Origin of the sequence: Mycobacterium helveticum (genome assembly GCF_007714205.1) — a bacterium.
Lineage (GTDB): Bacteria > Actinomycetota > Actinomycetes > Mycobacteriales > Mycobacteriaceae > Mycobacterium > Mycobacterium helveticum.
Window position 1 is genome coordinate 1 of record NZ_VMQU01000334.1, and the last position, 706, is coordinate 706.

The window sequence follows — 706 nt, forward strand, 5'->3', positions numbered from 1 at the left end:
ACTACGAGCTGTGTTTCGCCTTCCTCGCCCACACCGGTCTTTCTTTATGACAACGACTCACTGTATTACCGAAACATCTTTAGTCACGACCGCTCTCGACAAGGTCCGGCGATCGGTCTGGCAGGACCTGCGCAAGCTGCCCGATCAGCAGGCGGCCCGCCGGTTCCAGGGTGAGGTGTTTCTGACTTTGCGATAGAGATTCGCGTTTGATCAGCCAACATTGTCGGGGTCCTGGATGGGTTGAGTGTGCCTTTGCTGGCGGTGCCAGGCAAGTCGGCGGTTGCGGGCTTGTTCGAGTCCGGCTTGTCGTGCTTTGCCGATGGCCTCCCCTCGTCCTTGGTGTTCGTCGTTGGGCGTGACGTATCCGATGCCGGCATGCAACCGGGTGGCATTCCAGAACTCGCGGGTGACGGCGAGTTCGGCGCGCAAGGTGGCGGGGTCGGAGATCGCGAGCAAGTGCAGGAACTCCGTCTTGAGGTGGCCGTTGAAGCTCTCGATCCAGGCTTGCTCGGTCGGAGTTCCGGGGCGTCCAAAGTGTTGGGCGATCGCGCACAGGGCCATGAACTCCCGGGTGGACCCCGATGTCATCTGCGGGCCGTTGTCGGACACCGCGAGCAGGATCGGCCGGGCCTAGACGGTATGGGCAGGCTGGGGCCTCACTGCATGTGAACGTGGGTTGCCGACAGGAATTAGGTCCTGGCCGGTA

Annotated in this window: 2 protein-coding genes; one reads left to right on the top strand and one right to left on the bottom strand. The window is 61.9% G+C overall.

Annotation, left to right across the window (positions count from 1 at the left end; genetic code table 11):
• A partial coding sequence (locus FPZ47_RS29095; protein ID WP_210420052.1) for a hypothetical protein occupies positions 1-196 on the top strand: 196 nt, incomplete at its 5' end.
• A gap of 14 nt (positions 197-210) precedes the next feature.
• Here FPZ47_RS29095 and FPZ47_RS27785 read toward each other — a convergent pair.
• Positions 211-609 carry an integrase core domain-containing protein gene (locus FPZ47_RS27785; protein ID WP_246133651.1) on the bottom strand — a complete coding sequence of 133 codons (399 nt, stop codon included), beginning with the start codon at positions 607-609 and terminating at the stop codon, positions 211-213.
• Positions 610-706 lie beyond the last annotated feature (97 nt).